Origin of the sequence: Pseudomonas fluorescens, from assembly GCF_000730425.1 — a bacterium.
Lineage (GTDB): Bacteria > Pseudomonadota > Gammaproteobacteria > Pseudomonadales > Pseudomonadaceae > Aquipseudomonas > Aquipseudomonas fluorescens_X.
In genome coordinates, this window is record NZ_CP008896.1 from 1,719,598 (window position 1) to 1,736,612 (window position 17,015).

Below are 17,015 nucleotides of genomic sequence, written 5' to 3' on the forward strand. Positions count from 1 at the left end.
TTCCTCAGATCAATTCGCGGACGTCGATGAAACGACCGTTGACAGCCGCCGCGGCGGCCATGGCCGGGCTGACCAGATGGGTACGGCCGCCAGCGCCCTGGCGCCCTTCGAAGTTACGGTTGGAGGTGGACGCACAATGTTCGCCGGACTCCAAACGGTCCGGGTTCATCGCCAGGCACATCGAGCAACCCGGTTCGCGCCATTCAAAACCGGCTTCGAGGAAGATTTTGTCCAGGCCTTCGGCTTCAGCCTGGGCCTTCACCAGGCCCGAACCTGGCACCACAATGGCCTGCTTGATGGTCGAAGCCACCTTGCGGCCCTTGGCGATCACCGCCGCAGCCCGCAGATCTTCGATCCGCGAGTTGGTGCAAGAACCGATAAACACACGGTCCAACTGGATGTCGGTGATTGCCTGGTTGGCTTTCAAGCCCATGTACTTCAAGGCCCGCTCGATGGAGCCGCGCTTGACCAGGTCGGTTTCCCTGGCCGGGTCTGGGACGTTTTGATCAACGGCCAGGACCATTTCCGGCGAGGTGCCCCAGCTGACTTGCGGCTTGATCTGGGCCGCGTCGAGTTCGACCACGGTGTCGAACACCGCATCGGCGTCGGAAACCAGGTCTTTCCACGCCTCTACGGCGGCACTCCAATCGGCGCCTTGCGGAGCGAATGGACGGCCCTTGACGTACTCGACGGTTTTTTCATCCGCCGCCACCATGCCCACGCGGGCACCGGCTTCGATGGACATATTGCAAATGGTCATGCGGCCTTCGATGGACAGGTCGCGAATAGCGCTGCCGGCAAATTCGATGGCATGACCGTTGCCGCCGGCGGTACCGATCTTGCCGATCACTGCCAGCACGATGTCCTTGGCCGTCACGCCGAAGGGCAAGGTGCCTTCGACCCGCACCAGCATGTTCTTCATTTTCTTGGCGACCAGGCACTGGGTGGCGAACACATGCTCCACCTCGGAAGTACCAATACCGTGGGCCAGGGCGCCGAACGCACCATGGGTCGAGGTATGGGAGTCACCGCAGACCACGGTCATGCCCGGCAAGGTCGCCCCCTGCTCCGGGCCGATGACGTGGACGATGCCCTGGCGCACGTCATTCATCTTGAACTCGGTGATGCCGTACTCGTCGCAATAGTCGTCGAGGGTCTGGACCTGCAAACGCGAGACCTGGTCGGCAATGGCTTCGATACCGCCCTTGCGTTCCGGGGTGGTCGGCACGTTGTGGTCCGGGGTGGCGATGATCGAGTCGACGCGCCAAGGCTTGCGCCCGGCCAGTCGCAGGCCTTCGAACGCTTGGGGCGAGGTCACTTCATGGATGATGTGACGGTCGATGTAGATCAGCGATGACCCATCATCGCGCCGTTTCACTTCATGGGAATCCCAGAGTTTGTCGTAAAGCGTTTTGCCGGCCATCAGTCGGTCCTCATCAGCGTCTTTCTATGCCCTGGGCGTTGAACGATTCAATAACCCTTTGGCTTGTGAGGCTGATGCTATGGCGTTACATTAAATAACTCAAATTCATATTTTTCATGCTTTGGATAACCCACTGGAATACCACCATGGACCTGGCCAACCTCAATGCATTTATCGCCATCGCCGAAACCGGCAGCTTCTCCGGGGCCGGGGAACGCCTGCACCTGACACAACCGGCAATCAGCAAGCGCATCGCCGGCCTGGAGCAGCAACTGAAGGTGCGTCTGTTTGATCGACTGGGTCGTGAAGTGGGCCTGACAGAGGCCGGACGCGCCCTGCTACCGCGGGCCTATCAGATCCTCAATGTGCTGGACGACACCCGGCGCGCCCTGACCAACCTGACCGGCGAAGTCAGCGGGCGCCTGACTCTGGCCACCAGCCATCACATCGGCCTGCACCGCCTGCCCCCGGTTTTGCGTACGTTCACCCGAAAATACCCGAACGTAGCGCTGGATATTCAATTCCTCGATTCGGAAGTCGCCTACGAGGAAATTCTCCATGGCCGGGCCGAGGTGGCCGTCATCACCCTGGCGCCGGAGCCCCACAGCCTCGTGCAGGCCACGCCGGTGTGGGATGACCCCCTGGATTTCGTGGTAGCGCCCGAACATAACCTGGCCAGTAACGGCACCATCAGCCTGGCCGACATTGCCCGACACCCGGCGGTATTCCCCGGCGGCAATACCTTTACCCACCATATCGTGCACCGGCTGTTCGAGACCCAGGGCCTGACGCCGAACATCGCCATGAGTACCAACTACCTGGAAACCATCAAGATGATGGTCTCCATCGGCCTGGCCTGGAGCGTTCTGCCGCGCACCATGCTCGATGATCAGGTGGCCAGCATCGCTTTACCGGGCATACAGCTCAGTCGCCAGCTAGGCTATATCGTGCACACCGAAAGGACGCTGTCGAACGCTGCGCGGGCCTTCATGAGCCTATTGGATGCACAGGTCGATCCGGCTGGGATGCCGGCATGAGGCCGTGCGGCCTGTAGACCCTGTTCCCGCGCCGAATGACCATCGAGCCAAGGCCCCTTGATAATGCCCAACCCTGTCGATCCCGTGCCGCCGCTGCCGCGCATTCACGCCCTGGACCCCCAGCAGGCCGAACAAAGCTGGGACAACGCCCCACAGTTGCTGGCCGCGCTCAATGCCGCACGGCTCGGTGCCTGGAGCTGGGATATCGACAGCGGGCGGATCAGTTGGTCGCGAGGTACCCAGGCGCTGTTTGGCTTCGATCCCCGGCAGCCGCTGCCCAAGGACCTGGACTACCTCGACCTGCTCGCCGCCGAGGACCGCGGCCGCGTGATCCGGGCCTTTCACGCCGTCCTCGCGGGCGCCCCCTTCGAGCACGCCATGCACCACCGTATCCAGTGGCCGGATGGCAGCCTGCACTGGCTGGAAATCAGCGGCAGCCTGCTGCCGGACGCGTCCGGGCGCCGACGCATGATCGGAGTGATTCGCGAAACCACCCAGCAGCGCGAACGCGAACATGCCCTGGGTCATTCGGAAAAACGCTTCGCTACCCTGTTTCATCTGTGCCCCAACATGGTCCTGCTGACTCGCCAGGAAGACGGTCTGATCAGCGAGGCCAACCAGTATTTTGAAAGCCTGTTCGGCTGGCCGGTAGCCGATGCCATTGGCCGCACCACCCTCGACCTGGGGCTATGGGTACACCCGGAGCAACGGGACTTGCTGGTCAGGGCGACCCAGCGCAAGGGCGAACCCATCACCATGGAAGTGCAATTTCGTGCCAGCAATGGACAGATCCATGACGGTACCCTCAGTGCGCAAAAGGTCGAGCTCGACGGCCAGGCCTACCTGATCAGCACCTTCCTCGACACCACCGAACGCAAAAACGCCGAACAGGCTCTCAAGGACAGCCAGGAACGCCTGGACCTGGCCCTGGACTCGGCCCAGTTGGGCACCTGGGACTGGCATATCCCCAGCGGCATGCTCTATGGCTCGGCGCGAGCCGCCCAGTTGCATGGCCTGGATCCGCACCCGTTCCATGAGTCTTTCGAGGCGTTTTTTGAAGGCATGCCCGATGAAGAGCGGGCCAGCATGCGTGACGCCTATCGCACCCTGCGCGAAGGGCCGGCGGGTAATTACCAATTGACCTACCGCGTGCAACTGGAAGACGGCAGCTCGCGCTACCTGGAAAGCCGTGCCCGGCTCTACCGTGATGCACAGGGTACGCCAGTGCGCATGGCGGGCACGCTGCTGGACATCACCGACCAGGTGGAACGCGAACAACGCCTGAGCGCCTCGGAAGAGAAGTTCGCCAGCCTGTTTCTGGCCAGCCCCGACCCGATCTGCGTCACGAGCCTTGCCAGCGGCGAATTCGTCGAAATCAACCCCAGCTTCACTCAGACCTTTGGCTGGAGCGCCGCCGAAGTCATCAACCATACCGCCGAGCAGATCGGCCTGTGGGATGAGCCCACCCAACGCTTACAGCGTATCGAACAGGTGATCCGCGAACAGGCGCTTAACAATGTGGCAATCATCGTCCATCACAAAACTGGCCAGCGCCTGACCTGTATGATTTCCAGCCGGCTGATCAAGGTCGGCCACCAGCGCTGCGTGGTGACCACCCTGCGCGATATCACCCAGCAACAGCGTTCCGAGGCGGCACTCAAGGCCAGCGAGGAAAAATTCGCCAAGGCCTTCCACTCAAGCCCCGACGCGGTGTCTATTACCGAACGCGACACCGGGCGCTATGTGGAGGTCAATGACGGTTTCTGTCGCCTGACTGGCTACCGTGCCGAAGAGGCCATTGGCCTGACGCTGTACCAGATCGGTATCTGGGCCGATGAAAACCAGCGCGCCGCGCTGCTGGCCGAATTGCAGATCAAGGGCCGTATCCATCATCTGGATATGCTCTGGCACAACAAGCGCGGCGAGTTGCTGGCCGTGGAAGTATCGGTCGAGCCCATTACCCTCAATGAAACGCCGTGCCTGCTGCTGACCGCACGTGATGTCAGCCTGCTGAAAAGCGCGCAGGCGCAGATCCGGCACCTGGCCTATCACGACCCATTGACCAACCTGCCCAATCGCGCCTTGTTGATGGACCGCCTGAGCCAGCAGATTGCCTTGCTCAAACGCCACAACCTGCGGGGCGCGCTGCTGTTTCTGGACCTGGATCACTTCAAACACATCAACGACTCCCTGGGGCACCCGGTGGGCGACACCGTGCTGAAAATCGTCACTGCGCGCCTGGAAGCCAGCGTGCGCATGGAGGACACCGTAGCGCGCCTGGGGGGCGATGAATTCGTCGTGCTGCTCAGCGGCCTGGAAGGTTCGCGGATGGAGGTCAGCAACCAGGTGCAATCGCTGTCCGACACCCTGCGCGAGCTGCTGTCGGAGCCGATGTTCCTCGACGGCCACCGCTTGCAGGTCACCCCCAGCATCGGCGTGGCGCTGATTCCCGACCACGGCTCGACCCCGGCGGACTTGCTCAAGCGCGCCGATATTGCCCTGTATCGGGCCAAGGATTCGGGGCGCAACGCCACACAGATGTTCCATAACAGCATGCAACGCACCGCCAGCGAGCGCCTGCGCATGGAGACAGACCTGCGCCTGGCGCTGTCCCGGGGCGAGTTCAGTGTGCATTACCAACCCCAGGTCGATGCCCGGGGCAATCGCATTGTCGGCGCCGAAGCACTCGTGCGCTGGCAGCATCCACAACTGGGCGCGCAATCGCCCACAGAGTTCATCAAGGTCCTGGAAGACAGCGGGCTAATCCTCGAAGTCGGCACCTGGATCCTCGACGAAGCGTGTGGTGCCTTTGCCCGCCTGATCGCCGACGGCCTGGTGCAACCGCAGGGCTTCAGCCTATGCGTGAACATCAGCCCTCGGCAGTTTCGCCAGAACGATTTTGTCGAGCGGGTGGAGCGCAGCCTCAAACAGCACCAACTGCCCTTTACCCTGCTGAAACTGGAAATCACCGAAGGCATCGTGATCCAGAACCTGGACGACACCATTGCCAAGATGCGTCGCCTGAAAAAACTCGGGGTCAGCTTTGCCATGGACGACTTCGGCACTGGCTATTCGTCGTTGACCTACCTCAAGCGCCTGCCGGTCGATGCCTTGAAGATCGATCAATCGTTTGTGAGGGACGCCACCCACGACCCGAATGATGCAGAGATCATCCGCGCGATCGTGGCCATGGCGCGCAGCCTGAACCTGGAAGTGATTGCCGAGGGCGTGGAAACTCCCGAGCAATTGGCGTTCCTGCAAGGGCTGGGTTGCCATTTGTATCAAGGCTACTTGCACAGCCGGCCATTGCCCCTGGACGCACTCACGCAGTTATTGAGTCAGGGCGTGGGGACCTGAAGAGCACTCGCAGTCCCGGCGCCGAGCATCAGACCAACTTCAACGCCCAATGAAAGCTACCCTTCCAGTCCGAGAGCGCCAGGCTGAGCTTTTGCCCATACAGGTCCAGCATCCCGTCAATTACCGCCATGGAGTGACTGGAGTTGGCCAGGGTGCCAATCGCCCCTCCGGCCAGCTCTTGGAGCGTGCTTTCACGGATATAGGCAAATAATCCCAACCGACGCATGGCCTCGCCGGGGTGCTCGCCATCGTTCAGGGTTTCCATGGCCACTTCGTAACTCTGGTTGCCACGGTTATCGTTGTTCTCCATCTGCGCGCGCTTGGCACTCACGGCATACAGGAAATTGGCATCGGCCAGCAGTGCCGGATCGCTGCCGATCAAGTTGGAGGCAGCCTGGGCCTCTTTCAGTTCTTCGTGGGTCAGGCGCAACTTGAAAGAATCTCTCATGGTGACTTCATAACCCTCGGCGGTGGCCGCAACGTTTTTAAAGATACCTTGCGGGTTTTGCCCAAACCTCATCATCGCCGCCTTGATCGCGGAGACCGTGACGCAGTTGCCTTCTACCCCCTGATAAAAGCCACTCCAGATATTTGCGGGCTGGACACCCAAGGGAGCCCTGGATAAATGCCGGGCACTTGGATCAATCGTTACGGGAGATTCATCAGGTTTTTTTTGATCATTGAACAACATATAGCCGTAGCTTTTATCAACCCTGTGCTTTTCCCCATAACTGTGCTGGATATTATCCATAACAAGTGCCGCACCAAAATTGTGGGTTTCCACGATACCCAGCGCGCCGCTGGCGGCCATATACGTGGAAGGCAAATACTGGGCAAAAGCAATCATCCCCATGCCACGCAGGCAGTTTTGCGTTGTTTCACCTTCAAGACTCTTCAATAAAGCCGTTTCGAAACTGCCATGGCCGCCTGTCTGCTGCTTACGCTTGGCAAACGCGGCGAGCACAAAGTTGGCATCCGTGATAGCGGCTCGGTCATTGCCGGCAAATCGAGAAGCTTGCGCAGTGCGCTTTAATTCCTCATGGGACACATGCACCTTGAACTCATCCTTCATCGTAATATCATAACCGTCACCCGAAGCTTTCACGTCTTCAAACATATCGTGTGGGCTCTGTCCAAAGGTCATCATCATTATTTTTATGACCGCTGCATGAGTACTGCTGTCAAAAACCTCACCAAAATTGCGCGGAGTTGCTGTAAAGGCATTTACAATATCCGCGGGCTTTTCGCCACGTCTTGTCGAAATGGCATCGACGGAAGAATTATTGACGGGCTCATGACGCAGTGTATGACCCTGATTAAATACCCGATTAAACATACTTACACTCATAGCAACCCCTTCCATAGAACATTATTAAAAACACGGTAAAAAAATACATATATAAAAAACAAACACAGCAAACCAAAAAACCTGCGCAGGATATTTACTAGCACTCTTATATTTAACTATAAAACCCACCAAACTACGTCAATCAACCAATCAGTGCCACAGCATCTCCATGAGTTGGAGTTCTTCCTTTTCGGCCCCACAACTCCTCTTTCCCATCAACTACTGCAACCGAGTGACCAGCCCGATTAACCATGCCTACTTGCCCACGGGCCAAGGTACTTACAGGGACTTTTTTTGTATGTTTTTTTAACCCCAACCGTTGAAATCCTTCTCCCGCCCCTCTCTCATCTTCGCCGTCATTGAGACTGCGTATTGCCCTGGTGAAACTTCTGCGTGCCTGGCCATCATTGTTTTCCATCTGTGCCCGCTTGGCACTGGCAGCAAACAAAAACTGAGCGTCCTTGAGCATGCCTCTATCTTTGCCAAAAAAACGTGCCCCGATCGACGCCTGCTTCAACTCTTGATGCGTCAATGACAAGCGAAAACCATCGCGCATCGTGACCTCATAGCCTTGCTCCGTCTTATTGACACTTTTATAAATATCAGTAGGGCTTTGCCCAAACTTATGCATGGCCGCCTTGATTGCTGAAACCGTCACGCAATTACCATCCGGCCCCTGCCGGAAACCGCTCCAGATATCGTCACACTTGGCACCGTTGCGCTTGCTCGATAGATCAGGAAGAGATGCCTGGGGATTGGGTACTACAGGTGCTGGCTTGACCTTGCCCGCTTCGTCCCGGCCTGAGAGCAACGCTGAAATCTGGCTCAAGAAAGCGCTGAACATCGAAATAACGGCCTGCAAGTCCAGCGCCGGTTTCGTCATATCACCATTGGTCTGGGCAACTTCATTATTAGGCGAATAATCACGGGAAAGCCTGTTAATACCTGAGCGACGTGTAGCCGGACTTTCATCTTTAACATCAACAACATCATCCTGGCGCCCTGAGCAATCACACATGATTTTTGAAGTACTGTGAACACTTAAAAAAGACATGATTTTCTCTCGTAAAAAGTGCCTTTCCGGCCGGTCACCGACCGGAAAAGCAACTGATTGAATTTAAGGATCTATAGGTTCAACAGCCGTATTAGCGTCGACGATAGGCATCCGCTGCCCCATCTATTTCATCAGGACCACAATCCGGGCCCGCAGAGGTCAAGTCAGTGTCTGGCAGTGGCTTGTCTGGTTGTACTTCAGGGGCCGGCTGGGGAGAGACGCCGGGCTTCACCCGGGTGTTCGCATCTGGCACTACCGGCTCAGACCTCACGCCACGATTAATCACGGGGGTTGTCGAATGGGGCACCACGCCTGGGTTCACGCGGTGGTTGGTCACCAAGCTGGGCGGTTGGGGCTCCAACCCGGGGTACAAATGTGTACTGACCATGGGTATCGAACCCGGCTCAAAGCGAGGGTCAATCCCCGGAAACACAGGGGGAGTATCCCCCGGGCAGTGGCAATTGTTGACATTGACATTCACCCGCACCATGTTGTCAGCCGATACGTTGGATTGCTTGTCCGTGGCCGTAGGTTTTACGCCTGCATCCGGCTTCTTCTCTGTCTGTTTGTCCGTGTCGATCAGCACTTTGGCGTCCTTGCCTGGAACCGCCGGCTTGTTCTCGGCATCCGGCTTCTTCTCTGTCTGTTTGTCCGTGTCGACCAGCACTTTGGCGTCCTTGCCTGGAGCCGCCGGTTTGTTCTCGGCATCCGGCTTCTTCTCTGTTTGTTTGTCCGTGTCGACCAAGGCTTTTAAATCCTTGCCTGAAAGCACGGTTTTTCCATCGATATCTGCTTTCTTCTCAGGCTGCTTGCCCTCATCGACCCGAGTCTTCACTTCCTGACCTGAAATGGCAGGCTTATCCCCAGGCAGAGGTTTCGTTTCCGTCGGCTTATCCTGCGTAGCCAAGGTATCGGGAGGATTCTTTTTGCCCGACAAAACATCTCGCATTGCCTTAAAGAGCAGTTCAAACATATCCAGCAACTTTGAAAGAGCATCCGTACTGACGGTTGTACTTCCCCGCCCAAGTTCAGCATTTCGAGTATGGTCTGGCAAAACACTCGACTTGTTACCCAGCAGTTTACTCGCCTCAGTATTTCCAGCGGGAACAGATAACGGCACGCCCAGATCAAGTTTATGATTACCGACATTAACGCTCGGGGGATTATTAACAGATAGATACGACATTAGTCATTCCTCTTCTCAAAAAAGCACCAGGGCATTCAACACCCACAACAAACACCATTTACTTGTGACTTGAAGCAGCAGTAACCGAATCGAAGTCACTGGTTTCGTGGAAGAAAAAGAGTTCGGGTTCCAGAAATCGCGGAAAACATAAGGAAACCAATAGAAAATTTCGGACTTTTACCCATGGACCCCAGCAGAAAATCGCTTTCCACAGGCCTTTTTCTGAAAAAATAACGTCATACCCGCTAATAAACTGCCAAGACGAAAAAAGGCGTCATGATTACTTATTTTCTAAGTACACCCCCCGTGGTATTATCTGCGCGAACTATACTGCTGTAACGCTCTGCAAAATTAAAAAGCCCTCGCACCTTAAAAACAAAAACAAGTTACACACACCCATTAGTACAAAAAAAACAGCACTATCCTTAAACTAAAAACAACATCCCCGCCTATCACCAGTCAAGCCGACTATCCCCCTCAGCGCCTTAAACAAAAAAGGGCGCCAGAGGCGCCCTTTTTCGAGGTGATGTAAAACCTAGAAATATGCAATCAATGTTGCAGAGCCGACTTCTGCACCCCATTGATCGGGATACGTTTGGCCTTTGCCTCTTCTGGCACGACCCGCAACAGATCGATACTCAGCAGCCCATTACTCAAGTCTGCGGCCTTGATCTCGATATGGTCGGCCAGGCGGAACGACAATTTAAAAGCCCGCTGAGCAATACCCTGATGCAGATAAGTGACGCTTTCGGCCTTGGTGTCGCGCTTGCCACCACTGACGGTCAGTACGCCTTTCTCTACCTGCAGATCCAGATCGTCTTCCTGGAAACCGGCGGCCGCGATCACGATGCGGTATTGGTCTTCGCCATGCTTCTCGACGTTATAGGGTGGGTAGCTACTACCCGGCTCGTTACGCAGTGCGGCCTCGAACAGATCATTGAAACGGTCAAAGCCCACGGAAGAGCGGAACAGTGGCGCCAGGGAAAATGCGGTACTCATGGTTAAATCTCCTGAAATATCAGCAAGGTTTTTTATCTCCACGACCCGAATTCGGCATCGTGTAATCCCTAGATAAGGACCGCTAATTGCATTTCAAGAGAGGTTGTAGGAAAAATCTCAGGCCGCTTGCGGGTGGGGCATCCCCAGTAAACGACTGACCTGCTGAAGGTCAGTTTCCCGACGCAAAGCGGTAAACAACTCTACGGCTTGCGGGTAATTGCGCGTCAGCATGGCCAGCCACTGCTTCAGGCGGCCCGGCGCCTGGCGCTCAGTCAATTGCGCCACGGACTGCGTCCAGAACTCCTGGAGCATGGGCTGCATAGCCTCCCAGGTCATCTGCACCACGTCCTGGCCTGCACGCGCGGCGGCGATTTGCCGGGCCAGGTCTGGCCGCGCCACCAGGCCGCGACCGAGCATGATGTCTTCGACCCCGCTGATCTCGCGGCAGCGCCGCCAGTCCTCGACGCTCCAGATATCGCCATTGGCAAATACCGGCACCTTGACCACGTCCTGCACCCGCGGGATCCACTCCCAATGGGCGGGTGGCTTGTAGCCGTCGACCTTGGTCCGCGCATGCACCACGATATGCGCTGCGCCGCCTTCAGCCAGGGCCGTGGCGCACACCAGTGCACCATCCGGGCTGTCAAAACCCAGGCGCATCTTGGCAGTTACCGGGATATGCGCCGGCACTGCGCGACGCACGTGCTCGACGATCTGGTTGAGCAGTTCCGGTTCCTTGAGCAGCACCGCGCCGCCACGGGATTTGTTGACCGTCTTGGCCGGGCAGCCGAAGTTCAGGTCGATCACTTCAGAACCCAGTTCACAGGCCAGCGCGGCGTTTTCTGCCAGGCATACCGGATCGGAACCGAGCAGTTGCACGCGCAACGGCACGCCTGCAGCGGTCTTGGCGCCGTGCAGCAGTTCAGGAGCAAGCTTGTGGAAATAGGCAGGCGTCAGCAGGCGGTCGTTGACCCGGATAAATTCGGTCACGCACCAATCGATACCGCCGACCTGAGTCAGCACGTCCCGCAGGATGTTGTCGACCAACCCCTCCATGGGCGCCAAAGCAATTTGCATGGAAAACACTCAACAAAAAACGTGGCGCAGTTTACTGGGTTTCCCACAGTAACCGTTAACCCCCTTGTCAGATGTGCAGCGCCACGCCATACCCCTCGATAAACTCCGCCGGCATACGCTTGGGCTTGCCGCTGGAGAGCTCGATACAGACAAAGGTGGTTTGCGCGCGCAACAGGGTGGCGCCATCGCTGGGGCGCATCAGTTGGAAACGCCGGGTCATTTTCAGGCGCTGATCCCAATCGACGATCCAGGTCGCCAATTGCAGCTCGTCACCTTCATAGCCGGCCGCCAGGTAATCGATTTCGTGGCGTACTACTGCCATGGCCCGATCCAGGCGCCGGTACTCGGCGAGGTCCAGGCCCAGGCGCTGTGAGTGGCGCCAGGCGCAACGTTCCAGCCAGGCAACGTAAACGGCATTGTTGGCATGCCCCAGGCCGTCGATGTCCTCAGGGGCCACCTGCAGATCGATGATAAACGGCTTCGCCAAGTCCCAGCCCATGCCCTGCTCCCGGTCGATTGATGTCAGCGGGAGCAGTGTAACCCATCGCTGGGCTCAAGCGGTTTGCCGCGCCGGTTCCCGGCAGCCGGCCAGCAGCGCGAGCACGCCCTCGACCACTCGCGGATCGGCCAGGACTTTCTGGTGCCCGCCCTGTTCCAGGCGCAACAGGCGGCTGTCGAACCAGGCTTCGTGGATCATCTGCGAGGCTTTGACCGGGACGAAAGTGTCATCTTCGGCATGCACGACCAGCCCTGGGATATTCATCTGATAGTGAGCCACATCCAGGTGTTTGAGCGGAATGCCCAAGGAGTATTCGACCTCCTGGATAAACGCCGCCCGCGCTCGCTCCGGCATGCCGACCACCCCGGCAAAGCCACGCAAGACATCGAGCAAGCGTGAAGGGGCAGCAATGCTCACCAGCGCATTCGTGCGCAGGCCCAACTGGATGGCCAGCATCGCGCTGGCGCCTCCCATGGAGTGGCCGACCACCGCGTGCAGCGGTGGCAACTCGGCAGCCGCTTCGAGCATTGCCCGGGCAAACAGCACCACGTGGGCTTCACGACCCGGCGAACGACCATGGGCCGGACCGTCGAGGGCAATCACCGAGTAGCCAGCACCCACCAAGGCGTCGATCAGGCTGGCAAACTGGGTTGGGCGTCCTTCCCAGCCGTGCATCATCAGGACCGCCGGGCCCTGGCCCCAGCGCAGGGCCGACAGACCGAAGCGCAGAGTGATGCGTTCGGCCTGTGCCAACAGCGGCAGCTCCCAATCACGCGGCGGCAAGTCCCGCGGCGTCATGAAGGCGCGACGCATCTGGTTGGCGATGGTCTGTGGCGCCAGCCTGCCCAAGGTGCCGTTGACGCGACGAATCCAGCTCAAGGTGCTCATCCATTCACTCCCCAGGCTCACAAGCCTTGTTCAGCGCACTGCCGACTTGGAGGCGCGCAATACACGATCCGATAATTCACCGGGCCCTAGAGCCCGGGCCAATGCCAGACCACCAACCATCAAGGCCATGTCAGCCAGGGCCTTGTCGGTGTCTTCCGGGCTGGTGGCCAGTTGTGCGGCCATCAATTCGACGTGCTGGTTCAATACATCGCGGAATTCATCCGGCAGACGGCTCATTTCGCCAACCGTGGCCGGGATCGGACAGGCCTGGGCGGTAGAGTCGCGGTGCTTGCGCGACAGGTAGAACGCCGCCACCAGGGCCCGGCGCTCTTCGCCTGTCAGGCTGGGATCCATATCGTCGATAGATGTGCGTCGCCGCGCCAATAGTTGTTCGAACGCCTCCAGCATCAAGGCGTCCTTGCTTTCAAAGTGGGCGTAGAAGCCACCAACGGTCAGCCCCGCCGCGCCCATGACTTCACCCACACTCGGTTCGGCCGGGCCACGCTGGATCAGCGCGGAGCTGGCGGCCTGCAGAATACGTTCACGGGTTTGCGCTTTTTTATCGCTCATGATGGCCTCCGAATATTACGCTTAAAATATTATCTTCATAATACTTTTTGGCAAGCGGTGAATTCGACCGTTGGTCAGAAGAAGTATGTTGAAGAGGACGGGAGAAAACCCAAACGCCAGACAAACAAAAGGGCCATTCAATAATTGAATGACCCTTAAAAATCCCGCAAAGCGGGTAATCGTGGCGTCCCCTAGGGGACTCGAACCCCTGTTACCGCCGTGAAAGGGCGGTGTCCTAGGCCACTAGACGAAGGGGACACAAACCTTCTATACACATGATCAGGCTGAGACTGATCGATCCAAGGACGGTGTGGCCGGAACCTTGAACCTGTAAATTGGTGGAGCTAAACGGGATCGAACCGTTGACCTCTTGCATGCCATGCAAGCGCTCTCCCAGCTGAGCTATAGCCCCGGATTTTTCGCCTCGCGGCGCAGCAGACCTTGCGAGCTGCTTGTTGAAACTGGCGTCCCCTAGGGGACTCGAACCCCTGTTACCGCCGTGAAAGGGCGGTGTCCTAGGCCACTAGACGAAGGGGACAAAACCTTCTGTACAACATGATCAGGCTGAGACTGATCGATTCAAGGACGGTGTGGCCAGACCTTGAACCTGTAAATTGGTGGAGCTAAACGGGATCGAACCGTTGACCTCTTGCATGCCATGCAAGCGCTCTCCCAGCTGAGCTATAGCCCCTCATCGGTGAGGACGGGGCGAATCTTAATGGCGGTTTGGAAACGTGTCAAATTTATTTTCAACAATTTCCAAAGTTTTTTGCCGGGATAACAATCACTTACCGACGAAACCCCGGAAAACCGGGGTTTCTCCGTTACAACGGCCTGCTTAAGCGATCGCGCCCAGCAGCTTTTCCCATTCCTTGTTTTCTTTCTTCGACACACCACCAAGCAAATCAAGAGCTTGGCGCAGACGGAAACGGGTCAGATCCGGGCCGAGAATTTCCATCGCATCGAGTACCGACACCGAACTGGCTTGCCCGGTAATCGCAGCAAACATCAACGGCATGGCGTCGCGCAGTTTCAATTCCAGGGATTCGACCACGGCCTGGATGGTCGCGGTGATCGCATCCTTCTCCCACTGGCGCAGGCTTTCCAGCTTCCACAGGATCAACTGCATCAACTGGCGGACCTGGTCAGCGGAGAGTTTCTTGGACTCGAACAGCTTGGTATCCGGGCTCACACCACCGGCAAAGAAGAAGCTGGCCAACGGTGCGACCTGGCTGAAGGTCTCCACCCTGCCCTGCACCAGCGGCGCGATCTTCATCATGTACTCGGGGTTCAACGCCCACTGCTGCACACGGCTGGCGAACTCTTCCACCGCCAGGTCGCGCAGCCATTGGCCGTTGAGCCACGACAGCTTCTCGATATCGAAGATCGGCCCGCCCAGGGAGACGCGGGACAGGTCGAAGTGATCGACCATTTCCTGCAGCGAGAACTTCTCGCGCTCGTCCGGCATCGACCAGCCCATACGGCCCAGGTAGTTGAGCATCGCTTCTGGCATAAAGCCCATGCGCTCGTAGAACGTTACCGAGGTCGGGTTCTTGCGCTTGGACAGCTTGCTCTTGTCCGGGTTGCGCAGCAGCGGCATGTAGCACAGCTGCGGTTGTTCCCAGCCAAAGTACTCGTAGAGCAGGATCAGCTTGGGTGCCGATGGCAGCCACTCTTCACCGCGCAACACGTGGGTGATGCCCATCAGGTGATCGTCGACCACGTTGGCCAGGAAGTACGTCGGCAGGCCGTCGGTCTTCATCAGCACTTGCATGTCCATGCGGTCCCATGGGATCTCGACATCACCGCGCAGCATGTCCGGCACCACGCACACGCCTTCGCTCGGCACTTTCATACGGATGACATGGGGCTCACCGGCGGCCAGGCGCGCAGCTACTTCTTCCTTGGACAGCAGCAGCGCACGGCCGTCATAGCGCGGGGTCTCGCCACGGGCCTGTTGCTCGGCGCGCATCTGGTCCAGTTCTTCGGCCGTGCAGAAACACGGAAAAGCGTGGCCCATATCGACCAGTTGCTGGGTGTACTGCTTGTAGATGTCGCTGCGCTCACTCTGGCGATACGGGCCATGTGGGCCGCCGACATCCGGGCCTTCAGCCCAGGTAATGCCCAACCAGCGCAGGGCATCGAAAATCTGCTGTTCCGACTCGCGGGTCGAACGCACTTGGTCTGTGTCTTCGATCCGCAGGATGAACTCACCGCCGTGCTGCTTGGCAAAGCAGTAGTTGAACAAGGCGATGTAAGCAGTACCGACGTGGGGATCCCCAGTAGGCGATGGCGCGATGCGCGTGCGGACGGTGGTCATGGCGGGTCTCGAATGGGCAATAAAGCTGAAAATAAAACAAGGGGCGAATGGTAACAGCCCCAAGCCCCCCGGCTCCAGCGTGGGCCGATCAACAAAGGGCATATAAGCCAAGGTTGGGGCTGCAACCGCGACATAGCTATTTGCCAGATCGTTAGCTGGCTATATTCCATTACCTTTTGTAACTGACCCTGCGCCGCCATGCCTGCCCAACTCAAACGCCGCCTGTTTATTTTCCTGTTGATCGTCGCCCTGATCGCCGCGGGCTTCTTTGCCCATTGGTTCTTCAAGGGGCGCTTTTATGAAAGCACCGACAACGCCTACGTGCAGGGCGAGATCACCCGGGTCTCCAGCCAGCTCGGCGCGCGCATCGCCGAGGTCAAGGTCGGTGATAACGAGCATGTGGAAAAAGGCCAACTGCTGGTCATCCTGGAACAGGACGACTTCCTGCTGGCCATCGACCGCGCCAATGCCGCCCTCGCCACCCGCGAAGCCGAACGCTTGCAGGCCATGAGCAAGCTGACCCAACAAGCCAGCCTGATCGCCGCCGCCGATGCCCAGGTGTCATCCAGCCAGGCGACCCTCGGCCGCACGCAGATCGACTTGTCCCGAGCGCAAACCCTGAGCAAGCCGGGTTATGTCTCGCAAGAACGCGTCACCACCCTGTCTGCCGACAACCACATCGCCCGGTCCCAGGTCGCCAAGGCCCAGGCCGACCTGCAGGGCCAACGCCAGCAAGTCAGCGCCCTGAACGCCGAGATCAAGCGCCTCGACGCGCAGATCGCCAATGCCCGCGCCGACCTGGCCCAGGCCCAACTGAACCTGACCCGCAGCGAAATCCACGCCCCCATCAGTGGCCTCGTCGGCCAGCGCGCCGCGCGTAACGGCCAATTTGTGCAAGCCGGCGCCTACCTGCTGTCTATCGTTCCCGACCAGGACATCTGGATCCAGGCCAACTTCAAGGAAACCCAGATCGGCCATATGGCACCCGGGCAGCCGGCCGAGCTGACCTTTGATGCCTATGGCGACACGCCCATCGAGGCTCGGGTCGACAGCCTGTTCGCCGCCTCCGGCGCGCAGTTCAGCCTGTTGCCGCCAGACAATGCCACCGGCAACTTCACCAAAGTCGTACAGCGTATTCCGGTAAAACTCACCTTTGCCGCCGACAACCCACTGCGCGGCAAGATCCGCCCCGGTATGTCCGTGACCGTCAAAGTAAAGATCCAAGACCCTGACCATGGCCGGTGATCAACTGCTGCG

The 17,015-nt window shown here is 58.3% G+C and carries 13 protein-coding genes and 4 tRNA genes; 3 read left to right on the top strand and 14 right to left on the bottom strand.

Annotated features, from left to right (window positions below):
• Nucleotides 1-4: 4 nt before the first annotated feature.
• Nucleotides 5-1,423, bottom strand: a complete 1,419-nt coding sequence (gene leuC / locus HZ99_RS07365; RefSeq protein ID WP_038442058.1) for a 3-isopropylmalate dehydratase large subunit — start codon at nt 1,421-1,423, stop codon at nt 5-7.
• A gap of 146 nt (nt 1,424-1,569) precedes the next feature.
• Between leuC and HZ99_RS07370 the strand changes: the two genes are divergently transcribed.
• The gene (locus HZ99_RS07370; RefSeq protein ID WP_038442059.1) at nt 1,570-2,460 is read left to right on the top strand and encodes a LysR family transcriptional regulator; all 891 of its coding nucleotides are present in this window, start codon (nt 1,570-1,572) and stop codon (nt 2,458-2,460) included.
• Nucleotides 2,461-2,523: 63 nt separating this feature from the next.
• Nucleotides 2,524-5,817, top strand: coding sequence for an EAL domain-containing protein (locus tag HZ99_RS07375; RefSeq protein WP_038442060.1), 3,294 nt, complete (start codon nt 2,524-2,526; stop codon nt 5,815-5,817).
• Between the two features lie 28 nt (nt 5,818-5,845).
• Here HZ99_RS07375 and HZ99_RS07380 read toward each other — a convergent pair whose 3' ends face one another.
• From HZ99_RS07380 to gltX, 13 genes are all read right to left on the bottom strand, one after another.
• A complete protein-coding gene (locus HZ99_RS07380; RefSeq protein WP_038442061.1) occupies nt 5,846-7,165 on the bottom strand; it encodes a hypothetical protein in 1,320 nt (439 codons plus the stop codon).
• 142 nt (nt 7,166-7,307) lie between these two features.
• Complete coding sequence (locus HZ99_RS07385; protein ID WP_038442062.1) at nt 7,308-8,219, bottom strand: hypothetical protein; 912 nt, start codon at nt 8,217-8,219, stop codon at nt 7,308-7,310.
• A 91-nt stretch (nt 8,220-8,310) separates the two neighbouring features.
• A complete protein-coding gene (locus HZ99_RS07390) occupies nt 8,311-9,405 on the bottom strand; it encodes a hypothetical protein (RefSeq protein ID WP_144243161.1) in 1,095 nt (364 codons plus the stop codon).
• 549 nt (nt 9,406-9,954) lie between these two features.
• Nucleotides 9,955-10,404, bottom strand: coding sequence for an Hsp20 family protein (locus HZ99_RS07395; RefSeq protein ID WP_038442065.1), 450 nt, complete (start codon nt 10,402-10,404; stop codon nt 9,955-9,957).
• 117 nt (nt 10,405-10,521) lie between these two features.
• Entirely contained in the window at nt 10,522-11,481 is a 960-nt protein-coding gene (locus tag HZ99_RS07400) for a tRNA dihydrouridine synthase (RefSeq protein ID WP_038442067.1), read from the bottom strand.
• A 67-nt stretch (nt 11,482-11,548) separates the two neighbouring features.
• A complete protein-coding gene (locus HZ99_RS07405; RefSeq protein WP_038442068.1) occupies nt 11,549-11,980 on the bottom strand; it encodes an acyl-CoA thioesterase in 432 nt (143 codons plus the stop codon).
• Between the two features lie 54 nt (nt 11,981-12,034).
• Complete coding sequence (locus tag HZ99_RS07410) at nt 12,035-12,868, bottom strand: alpha/beta hydrolase (RefSeq protein WP_038442069.1); 834 nt, start codon at nt 12,866-12,868, stop codon at nt 12,035-12,037.
• A 30-nt stretch (nt 12,869-12,898) separates the two neighbouring features.
• Nucleotides 12,899-13,438 (bottom strand): TetR/AcrR family transcriptional regulator, encoded by a 540-nt coding sequence (locus HZ99_RS07415; protein WP_038442070.1) that lies wholly within the window; start codon nt 13,436-13,438, stop codon nt 12,899-12,901.
• A 182-nt stretch (nt 13,439-13,620) separates the two neighbouring features.
• A tRNA-Glu gene (locus tag HZ99_RS07420) sits at nt 13,621-13,696 on the bottom strand.
• A gap of 78 nt (nt 13,697-13,774) precedes the next feature.
• Nucleotides 13,775-13,850 (bottom strand) — tRNA-Ala (locus HZ99_RS07425).
• Between the two features lie 50 nt (nt 13,851-13,900).
• A tRNA-Glu gene (locus tag HZ99_RS07430) sits at nt 13,901-13,976 on the bottom strand.
• A 77-nt stretch (nt 13,977-14,053) separates the two neighbouring features.
• A tRNA-Ala gene (locus HZ99_RS07435) sits at nt 14,054-14,129 on the bottom strand.
• A gap of 147 nt (nt 14,130-14,276) precedes the next feature.
• Nucleotides 14,277-15,758 carry a glutamate--tRNA ligase gene (gltX, locus tag HZ99_RS07440; protein ID WP_038442071.1) on the bottom strand — a complete coding sequence of 494 codons (1,482 nt, stop codon included), beginning with the start codon at nt 15,756-15,758 and terminating at the stop codon, nt 14,277-14,279.
• A 198-nt stretch (nt 15,759-15,956) separates the two neighbouring features.
• On the opposite strand from gltX, the gene HZ99_RS07445 reads away from it, so the two are divergent.
• A complete protein-coding gene (locus HZ99_RS07445; RefSeq protein ID WP_038442072.1) occupies nt 15,957-17,003 on the top strand; it encodes an HlyD family secretion protein in 1,047 nt (348 codons plus the stop codon).
• The last annotated feature ends 12 nt before the right edge of the window (nt 17,004-17,015 follow it).

Excerpts from the sequence above, each read along its gene's own strand:
- leuC (WP_038442058.1), bottom strand. The coding sequence starts at position 1,423 with ATGGCCGGCAAAACGCTTTACGACAAACTCTGGGATTCCCATGAAGTG.
- HZ99_RS07370 (WP_038442059.1), top strand. The coding sequence starts at position 1,570 with ATGGACCTGGCCAACCTCAATGCATTTATCGCCATCGCCGAAACCGGC.
- HZ99_RS07375 (WP_038442060.1), top strand. The coding sequence starts at position 2,524 with ATGCCCAACCCTGTCGATCCCGTGCCGCCGCTGCCGCGCATTCACGCC.
- HZ99_RS07380 (WP_038442061.1), bottom strand. The coding sequence starts at position 7,165 with ATGAGTGTAAGTATGTTTAATCGGGTATTTAATCAGGGTCATACACTG.
- HZ99_RS07385 (WP_038442062.1), bottom strand. The coding sequence starts at position 8,219 with ATGTCTTTTTTAAGTGTTCACAGTACTTCAAAAATCATGTGTGATTGC.
- HZ99_RS07390 (WP_144243161.1), bottom strand. The coding sequence starts at position 9,405 with ATGTCGTATCTATCTGTTAATAATCCCCCGAGCGTTAATGTCGGTAAT.
- HZ99_RS07395 (WP_038442065.1), bottom strand. The coding sequence starts at position 10,404 with ATGAGTACCGCATTTTCCCTGGCGCCACTGTTCCGCTCTTCCGTGGGC.
- HZ99_RS07400 (WP_038442067.1), bottom strand. The coding sequence starts at position 11,481 with ATGCAAATTGCTTTGGCGCCCATGGAGGGGTTGGTCGACAACATCCTG.
- HZ99_RS07405 (WP_038442068.1), bottom strand. The coding sequence starts at position 11,980 with ATGGGCTGGGACTTGGCGAAGCCGTTTATCATCGATCTGCAGGTGGCC.
- HZ99_RS07410 (WP_038442069.1), bottom strand. The coding sequence starts at position 12,868 with ATGAGCACCTTGAGCTGGATTCGTCGCGTCAACGGCACCTTGGGCAGG.
- HZ99_RS07415 (WP_038442070.1), bottom strand. The coding sequence starts at position 13,438 with ATGAGCGATAAAAAAGCGCAAACCCGTGAACGTATTCTGCAGGCCGCC.
- gltX (WP_038442071.1), bottom strand. The coding sequence starts at position 15,758 with ATGACCACCGTCCGCACGCGCATCGCGCCATCGCCTACTGGGGATCCC.
- HZ99_RS07445 (WP_038442072.1), top strand. The coding sequence starts at position 15,957 with ATGCCTGCCCAACTCAAACGCCGCCTGTTTATTTTCCTGTTGATCGTC.